The 7469-nt window shown below is 43.3% G+C and carries 10 protein-coding genes; 4 read left to right on the top strand and 6 right to left on the bottom strand.

What is annotated here, in order from left to right:
- Positions 1-275: 275 nt before the first annotated feature.
- Positions 276-620, bottom strand: coding sequence for a Dethiobiotin synthetase (locus H6S82_RS11945; protein ID WP_190461657.1), 345 nt, complete (start codon positions 618-620; stop codon positions 276-278).
- Positions 621-772: 152 nt separating this feature from the next.
- Between H6S82_RS11945 and H6S82_RS11940 the strand changes: the two genes are divergently transcribed.
- Together H6S82_RS11940 and H6S82_RS11935 are read left to right on the top strand one after the other, a co-directional pair.
- Positions 773-1432 (top strand): COP23 domain-containing protein, encoded by a 660-nt coding sequence (locus tag H6S82_RS11940; RefSeq protein ID WP_190461655.1) that lies wholly within the window; start codon positions 773-775, stop codon positions 1430-1432.
- Between the two features lie 113 nt (positions 1433-1545).
- Complete coding sequence (locus H6S82_RS11935) at positions 1546-2376, top strand: serine protease (RefSeq protein WP_322111834.1); 831 nt, start codon at positions 1546-1548, stop codon at positions 2374-2376.
- Between the two features lie 89 nt (positions 2377-2465).
- On the opposite strand, the gene H6S82_RS11930 is transcribed toward H6S82_RS11935, so the two are convergent.
- A complete protein-coding gene (locus H6S82_RS11930) occupies positions 2466-2816 on the bottom strand; it encodes a DUF5615 family PIN-like protein (RefSeq protein WP_190461653.1) in 351 nt (116 codons plus the stop codon).
- 6 nt (positions 2817-2822) lie between these two features.
- Positions 2823-3149: a DUF433 domain-containing protein gene (locus tag H6S82_RS11925; protein WP_190461651.1), complete on the bottom strand. Its 327-nt coding sequence runs from the start codon at positions 3147-3149 to the stop codon at positions 2823-2825.
- 169 nt (positions 3150-3318) lie between these two features.
- Between H6S82_RS11925 and H6S82_RS11920 the strand changes: the two genes are divergently transcribed.
- Positions 3319-3786, top strand: coding sequence for a helix-turn-helix domain-containing protein (locus tag H6S82_RS11920; protein ID WP_190461649.1), 468 nt, complete (start codon positions 3319-3321; stop codon positions 3784-3786).
- Positions 3787-3789: 3 nt separating this feature from the next.
- Positions 3790-4353, top strand: coding sequence for a PIN domain-containing protein (locus tag H6S82_RS11915; protein ID WP_190461648.1), 564 nt, complete (start codon positions 3790-3792; stop codon positions 4351-4353).
- A 65-nt stretch (positions 4354-4418) separates the two neighbouring features.
- On the opposite strand, the gene H6S82_RS11910 is transcribed toward H6S82_RS11915, so the two are convergent.
- From H6S82_RS11910 to H6S82_RS11900, 3 genes are all read right to left on the bottom strand, one after another.
- Entirely contained in the window at positions 4419-4592 is a 174-nt protein-coding gene (locus tag H6S82_RS11910) for a type II toxin-antitoxin system HicB family antitoxin (protein ID WP_190461645.1), read from the bottom strand.
- A 294-nt stretch (positions 4593-4886) separates the two neighbouring features.
- Entirely contained in the window at positions 4887-5444 is a 558-nt protein-coding gene (locus tag H6S82_RS11905) for a hypothetical protein (protein WP_190461643.1), read from the bottom strand.
- Between the two features lie 17 nt (positions 5445-5461).
- Positions 5462-7469 (bottom strand): cobaltochelatase subunit CobN (locus H6S82_RS11900; RefSeq protein WP_191056253.1); only part of this gene is annotated, 2008 nt, incomplete at its 5' end.

Genomic DNA, 7469 nt, shown 5'->3' with positions numbered 1-7469 from the left:
GAACTGCGTTTAGGCGACAGATATGCTTACTGGATAGAAATTGCCAAACCGCGACAGGGATTTCCCATCACCGGCAAAATTGCCATTTTGCTCAAAAGCGATTTAGACAAGTTGGAATCCGAACTTCGCAATCGATGAAGAAGTTAGGGGTTAGGGGTTAGGGGTTAGGGGTTAGGGGAAGAGGGAAGAGGGAGAGGGAGAGGGAGAGGGAGAGGGAGAAATTTTGACTTTTGACTTTTGACTTTTGACTTTTGACTCCCCCACTCCCCCATTAACTACTGCCAAGTGCCGGCGAAAATACTCCTAACTGCGATCGCGATCCGGTTCAAATCTTCATTCAACATCGGTGGCCATTCAACCCCAGATCTAAGTCCGGCGTCGTATAGCTGGCGACTCTCAAAGCACAGCTGGTGTATTGCATAGACGAGCTCGCGATCGAGGTGGGTTTCCTCCTTGAGGGCGTCGAAGGCAATTTTCAGCGCTAATAATATAGATGTCAGCTGACCGGGTACTGGAGATTTGCCCGATCGCAGACGTACAAGCAAGTCATCGGGATTCCGCTGAGTTAGCAAAGCTGTTCCCTGAGCAATTAAAAAATTACGAGCTGTTTTGTCATCCATACAGCGATATTTGCAACTAAAGAACCGATATCGTCAACAAATACATTGAGGAACAATATCCAGAATAACCCTGTCAGATCACTCAACTGGATGAGGTACGAAGCCTTAGCAAGATCGTACCTTAAAAGTAAGCATAATCGGAAGAGTTTGTTATGAAATCCCAGAAATTCCTGGCTCAATTTTTAGTATCGACAATCGCTGTTTCTGGCGCTGTTTCTGGTGTCGTAGCGAGTACACCCCAAGCGCAAGCTCAAGAAGCGGAAGAATTAAGCACAATATTTCGTTGCGTTCGCGAAAATCGAAACTTTGCCACTATCGCGGAAAGAGGCGATCGCACCACATCACCGATCGTAGTTTGGCGAACTACCGAATTTGGGCCTGATTATACTCCTCAGCAACGCTGCCGCATTGTTTCCGATCGATTGAGCAGAGCAGTTGCCGACAATGGAGGTCGTCTGAGCAATCTATACCTGACTACTGGAACGCTGAATAATCTACCGGTTGTTTGTTACATTAACGGTGGCTCGTCTAATTGTAATTCCGACAATTTGCTGTTCACCCTCGATCGTCGGAGCGCCCAAAATCCAGATGAAGTTCTAGCTAATTTGCTGGAGTTTGGTACAACTGGTTCTGGTCGTCCAGTTTACTCGCTTAGACCTAACAATAGTTCGACGGTACAGCGAAGAACTTTCAGTTTGGAAAGAGTTGTTAACGAAGCATTTCGCTCTCGAAACAGCGGTGGCTCTACTACTCGCCCCCGAACAGGAAATAATTCTGGAACTAATTCTGGGGGTAGGAATAACGGTATTTAACTGAAATTGAGTGGATTGTCGATTTCCACTAGCCAACCTGGGGAGTATTTAACCTCCCTGGGTTGGCTAGTTAATAGATATCTAGAGAAATCTGTTCAGGGGAAGAATTGATTGTGGATCTATCGTTAATTGCTTTGGGGACTTGTTTGACAGCGATCGCTTCATTAAATGGGCTAGTCATGGTATCAGCGGTGGCAGCTTTACCTAATGTTAATAACAGTTTGGATCGGGCAAACAAATTATCTTTAGAAGTTGCTCAAAGCCGCTCGCGCAATAACATTTCCGTAGCAGAAATAGCAAGAGAAGTAACGGTGCGGATTTTAGAGAATGACGGTGGCGGTTCTGGTGTAATCATCGATCGACAGGGGCAAACCTACACAGTTTTGACTTGCGCTCATGTGGTGGAAAGAGGCGATCGCTATACAATTCTAACCTCAGATGGGCGCAGCTATTCTGGTCGGTTGCAGCGCTCTACCCGATTTGGAGATAACGATCTAGCCATAGTACAATTTACTAGCGATCGATCTTATCAAGTTGCGATGATGGGAAATTCCAATTCCCTAGCAATTGGCGATGAGGTATACGCTTCTGGATTTCCGAATTGGCGCTTTCTGAACCGAGATGCGATCGAAAATACCCGCGATTGGGGTTTGAGAGCGTTTCGTTTGACGAAGGGATATGTGGAGATGGTTGCAGAGCGATCGCTCCCCAGAGGCTACCAACTAGGTTACACTAACGAAATAGAAGATGGTATGAGTGGCGGGCCTGTATTGAATAATAAAGGTGAGTTGGTGGGAATTAACGGGCGATTGAAATTTCCCCCACAAGGCATTCAAGCTTACAGATTTGCTGATGGAAGCGCACCATCTCAAGCACTGTTCAAGCAAATGGAAGCATTAAGCTGGGCTATTCCGATCGCCACTTTTCAGCAAAGGTTTAGATAAGATGAAGAGGTAATTGGTGATGGGCGATCGACTAAAAATTTAACTGCCTGCTCATCACCAATAAATTTACCCCTAGCTATGGGAATATTTCACAAAGGTAAATAACGCACTTGCCCCTCCCATTCGCCATCAAGGCTGTACTCTGCCAATAACAAAATATCTTCAATAGCGCGAATGATGGGAACATCAAAGCCTACTTGAAACACTCCCGGTACAGATAATCCTGCCTCAAGTCGTTGATAAACATATTGTGTAATTTTAGCTACGTCATGGGTAAGCAAAACTCTCCCATCTTTCGCCGCAAATTCTAACACAATAGAGTCATCTGTCCCAAAAACACCAACATCTTGATAACAAACAATATCTAATTCTGGCTGCCGACGCTGTAAGCCTCTTATGATATTGTTATTGAAGTTTTGATCGGCCAAAAATCGCAACATAATTAGTTATTGTGTCTGGCGTGCTAGTAAGCGATCGCGCACCCCTTGAGGCTCAGATTTAGCCTCATTTAATTTACGAATTTCCGTAGCCTCTTGTTGCCGTTCCTGCAAATATAATTCCACATAAGGACGATGGCGCAAAAAGAAACAGATCGTAGCATACACATCAGCTAGTTGCAAAGATGGGTACTGAAACACAATCTCCTCCGCAGTCGCCCCTTGATTGAAAGCAGCAACAATTGTATCTAGTGTAACCCGCGTTCCCACCATTCGCACCACCCCATCAGGGTGGACTTCCAAGGGTACGGGTTCGGCTGGAAATAAAATCGTCATAGGCTTTACCTCCATAGTTTTGTTGTAGGTATGGTTTTATATTTTACAGTATACTGTTGACAAAGGGATTTTTGGGTTTGTCCGATTGAATCATGACAAATTTTAAGTTTGTATATGATGCGAATGCTAAAATAGTAATTATTCTCAGTAAAACAAGCATAAAATCAATATGAAACTTCCCAGATATCGACTCGGCGATCCGATTTTCCCAAGCGAATCAGACGCAAATCAGGCGGAAGCTAGTAGCCACGTTTTGGCATCATACTTAGAAAATCAAGAATCTTCCTGCACTATTAAACTGATGGAAGATGAAACAGGTAAAACAGTGGAAATACCCGCGCTTGCCATGCAGCTACTGCTGGAGATTTTGGTGCATACAGCGGAAGGAAAGCCAGTAAAGATTACGCCGTACACAAAAGAGCTAGAAATATATCAAGCAGCCGCTCTCCTAAATGTATCAGATAAGTATATATGGGATTTACAGGATGCTGGCAAAATTCCATACAAGATAGTGGGGAATAGTCGCAAGATGCGCTATCAAGATGTAATTGAGTATAAAAAGCGAATGCGTGCAGAACAAATGAAAGGTATGGATGAGTTAGTTGCCCAATCGCAAGCGCTGGGTTTGTACGATTGAATTATGACAAATTTTACGGTTCTCTATGATGCAAATGTCCTATATTCAGCACCGCTACGCGATCTTTTAGTAGAGCTTGCACTCACCGACTTATTTGGGGTGCGTTGGACAGAGGAGATTCACTCGGAATGGGTGCGAAATGTACTTCAAAACCGTTCGGAACTGACAATAGAACAGCTGACCAGAACCAAAAATTTAATGAATGCAAATGTAAAAGATTGTCTGGTAACTGGTTATGAGGAATTAATTCCTTATTTGCAACTACCAGATCTAGACGATCGCCATGTTCTAGCGGCAGCAATTCGATCGCAAGCAAAATACATCATCACTTTCAATCTCAGAGACTTTCCCAATGAGGCTATTGCACCATACAACATTCAGGCAAAGCATCCTGATGATTTTATCCTAGATTTGCTGAGCCTTAATTATAAAGCAGTTTGCCAAGCAGCAGAAAGGCAAAGAAACAGGCTCAAAAATCCACCAAAAACGCCTGATGAATATTTGGCAACGCTTGTAAATCAGGGACTTGTGCAGTCAGTTGCTAGGATGCGCGAGTTGTGTTGGTAGGAGGTAGCGATCGCTCGTTTATCCCAGTCATTAACCTGCTCTCGGATTACAGATTTACCATAAATTTATTGTTCGGCAAATTCGCGATTAGATATTAAGATTAATTCTATTGCTTCCCGCAAACTTTCTCTGGCTTCTTCCAGGGTTTTTTCCTGTACATTGGCACCGGGTAATTCTTCAACGTAACCAATATACCAGTCGCCTACTTTTTCAAATACCGCAGTAAATGTGTTTTCCATTGTTAGATGTTTTGTAAGCGGATAGGTTGGTTTTGTGATTTGGTGGATGAGGGCGATCGCATTACTTCAAAATATGTGAATGAACAGGCGATCGCACAAATCGTCCTTGGATGTGAGGCTTGCTGTAAACTGGTAGAGAATTTCAGGTAACAGAAAAGATGTTTTAGCGTTAACTTGTTGGGAGTTGGATATGGATAATTTTTACGATGTATTACAAAAAATGAAAAAAAGACCTGCCATGTATCTGGGCAGGCATTATATTTTCAGTCTTCAGGCATTTTTGGATGGATAAGATTATTTTTGGTTGACAGGTGTCTTTGAATTTGTTTTAGGTGGCGCTGATGGTGAGGTTTGGTTATCTAGTATTGGTGCGCTTGGTGTTTTTGTAGGTGGATTCAAAACGTTACCAATATACCCAGCTACTAAACTAGAAATCACGCCAGAAACAAAGCCTACAATAAGACCGTCAATCCATCCCCGAATACGCCCCTTTGAATTAGCGCGACTAAGAAGACGGGCAAATGATTCTTCGGAAACTTGTAAAATGTTTTCGACATTATTCTTATCTTCTTCTAATTTTTTAATTGCAGCACGTAATTTTTCCACCTCTCCTTTTCTTTGTTGCGCCTCACTTTGTAAACTATCAACTGCTGATATTGCCTCCTTCAAGTCTTGTTTAATTTGTTCTAAACGAGCAAGACGAGAGTCTATATTTTCTGGCTTTTGGGAATCAAGTAAAACTTCGTAAATAATATACCCAGGAAAAAACAAACTACGAAACATTTCCTTTGTAGTTATATGTATTACTTTCCCCAAAGCATTTTTAACTTTTGTTACTTTTTCTGTAGACATTTTAATTTACCTCCTAATCAAACAGTTACACCCTCAATCTCTTCATCCGTCAAATCATACAAATCGCGCAGCTTCTGCAACTTATCATCACTCGGTTGCCAGAAACCGCGCCCATTTGCTTCTAACATTCTACCAACAATATTGCGGAAAGCTTCGGGATTTGCATCGCGCAATTTCTTCGCCATTTCCTCATCTAAAGCATAAGTATCGGCAGCTTGGTCGTAAACCCAATTATCGGTAAAATCGGCAGTACCACCCCAACCAATTAACGCGGTCATTCGTTGGGAAATTTCATAAGCGCCGCCGCTACCTTGATTCGCCATTGCATCAGCCCATTTCGGATTTAGCAATTTGGTGCGATATTCCATTCGCAGCAAATCTTCTAAGTTGCGAGGCGTGGTATCTTTGGAGAAACTTTCTACAAAACTGGCATTAACCTTTTTACCGCGTTGTTTCTCTGCTGCCTTTTTCAATCCTCCTGTATTGGCGTAATATTCCTGAATGTCGGTTAAACCATACTCAACCGAATCGATTTGTTGGACAACTGTTTCAGTAGTTTGCAACAATTGATTCAGGATTTCTTTTCGCGCTTCACCCTTATCTTTTCTGCCGTAACTGAACGCATTTCGCCCTTGCCAAGTATTCGCTAACTCATCGCCTGTTTCCCAGTTAGACGCGACAACTTGGTCATTCACCAGCGAACCAAAATCGCCAGCAGGATTAGAAAATAAGCGTGCAGTTGCATTTTCTACACCTTGTTTTTTCAGTGCTAAAGCGTGTTTGCGGATAAAGTTTCGGTCTTCGGGTTCGTCGGCGTCAGCTGCACGTTGGAATAAATCATCTAACAATTCGATAATGTTGACAAAGCTATCGCGGAAAATGCCGGAAAGATTTGCCAAAACATCAATGCGCGGATGCCCGATTTCTGCTAGTGATTTTAATTCGTAGCGGACTATTCGCCCTGTGCCTTCTTTTACAGGTTCCGCACCTACTAATTCTAAGAGAATACCGAGAGATTCACCTTTAGTTTTGATGGCATCCAAACCCCACAACATCACAGCAACTGTTTCGGGATATTGGCTCTTTTCTTTCAGGTGTTGCGCGATAATTTTATTGGCAATTTCTCGACCTCTTTCGTAAGCTGCTGGTGATGGCATCCGATAGGGGTCTAAAGCATGAATATTGCGACCTGTAGGTAAAACACCTGCACCATCTCGCAATAAATCGCCGCCAGGTGCAGGGGGAATATATTCGCCATTCAATCCGCGCAATAGGTTGGTTAATTCGTCGGTAGTTTGCATCAATAAATCGCGAATTTGGGCAGCAGCTTGGTTCGGAGTGTCTAGAAACCCGGTTTCTCCAAGAAACCGGGTTTCTGGGTTTTCGCCAAAATAGGCATTCAAATAAGATGCCATTTCCTCTTCGTTTGGTGGTTCTCCCAAAACGTGCAAACCTGATGAAAAGAGGCGATTTTCCAGAACTTGCAGATATTCGTACAGTTTCACTAAATACGGATTAAAGACATCGGCGCTAAACATCCGCAGGTTCTCAGGAGTGAAGGGAATACCTAAGCGTTTGGCATCTTCAAACGGGCAATCTGCATCTAAACCTGTGTCTACTATCTTTTTGCAGATGGCTTCTTTGAGGACGTAATTTTTTTGTGGGTCTTCTCGATATTCTGAGATTAAATCGCGCAGGGATACCAACTCTTTGTACAACCCAGCACGACCGTAAGGCGGTACGTTGTGGGAAATCAGCACGCCGTAACCGCGACGTTTTGCTAACATGGATTCTGAGGGATTATTTGCCGCATATATATATAGATGTGGCATATCTCCTAGAAGAATATCCGACCAGGAATAGCCTGTATTTCCTAGCGGCGCTCCCGGCAACCATTCAACGGTGCCGTGCATTCCAAAGTGAACGATCGCATCTGCTTGAAATTCGTTTTGTAGCCATTTGTAGAAGGCGGCATATTGAGGGTGAGGAGTTAAATCTTTCTCGAACATTAACCGCATGGGGTCG

It is taken from the genome of Planktothrix sp. FACHB-1355, assembly GCF_014748295.1.
Taxonomy (GTDB): domain Bacteria; phylum Cyanobacteriota; class Cyanobacteriia; order Cyanobacteriales; family Aerosakkonemataceae; genus Aerosakkonema; species Aerosakkonema funiforme_A.
Note: the sequence above shows the minus strand (reverse complement) of the source record. Positions and strands in the feature narration are given on the sequence as shown.

Excerpts from the sequence above, each read along its gene's own strand:
- H6S82_RS11945 (WP_190461657.1), bottom strand. The coding sequence starts at position 620 with ATGGATGACAAAACAGCTCGTAATTTTTTAATTGCTCAGGGAACAGCT.
- H6S82_RS11940 (WP_190461655.1), top strand. The coding sequence starts at position 773 with ATGAAATCCCAGAAATTCCTGGCTCAATTTTTAGTATCGACAATCGCT.
- H6S82_RS11930 (WP_190461653.1), bottom strand. The coding sequence starts at position 2,816 with ATGTTGCGATTTTTGGCCGATCAAAACTTCAATAACAATATCATAAGA.
- H6S82_RS11925 (WP_190461651.1), bottom strand. The coding sequence starts at position 3,149 with ATGACGATTTTATTTCCAGCCGAACCCGTACCCTTGGAAGTCCACCCT.
- H6S82_RS11920 (WP_190461649.1), top strand. The coding sequence starts at position 3,319 with ATGAAACTTCCCAGATATCGACTCGGCGATCCGATTTTCCCAAGCGAA.
- H6S82_RS11915 (WP_190461648.1), top strand. The coding sequence starts at position 3,790 with ATGACAAATTTTACGGTTCTCTATGATGCAAATGTCCTATATTCAGCA.
- H6S82_RS11910 (WP_190461645.1), bottom strand. The coding sequence starts at position 4,592 with ATGGAAAACACATTTACTGCGGTATTTGAAAAAGTAGGCGACTGGTAT.
- H6S82_RS11905 (WP_190461643.1), bottom strand. The coding sequence starts at position 5,444 with ATGTCTACAGAAAAAGTAACAAAAGTTAAAAATGCTTTGGGGAAAGTA.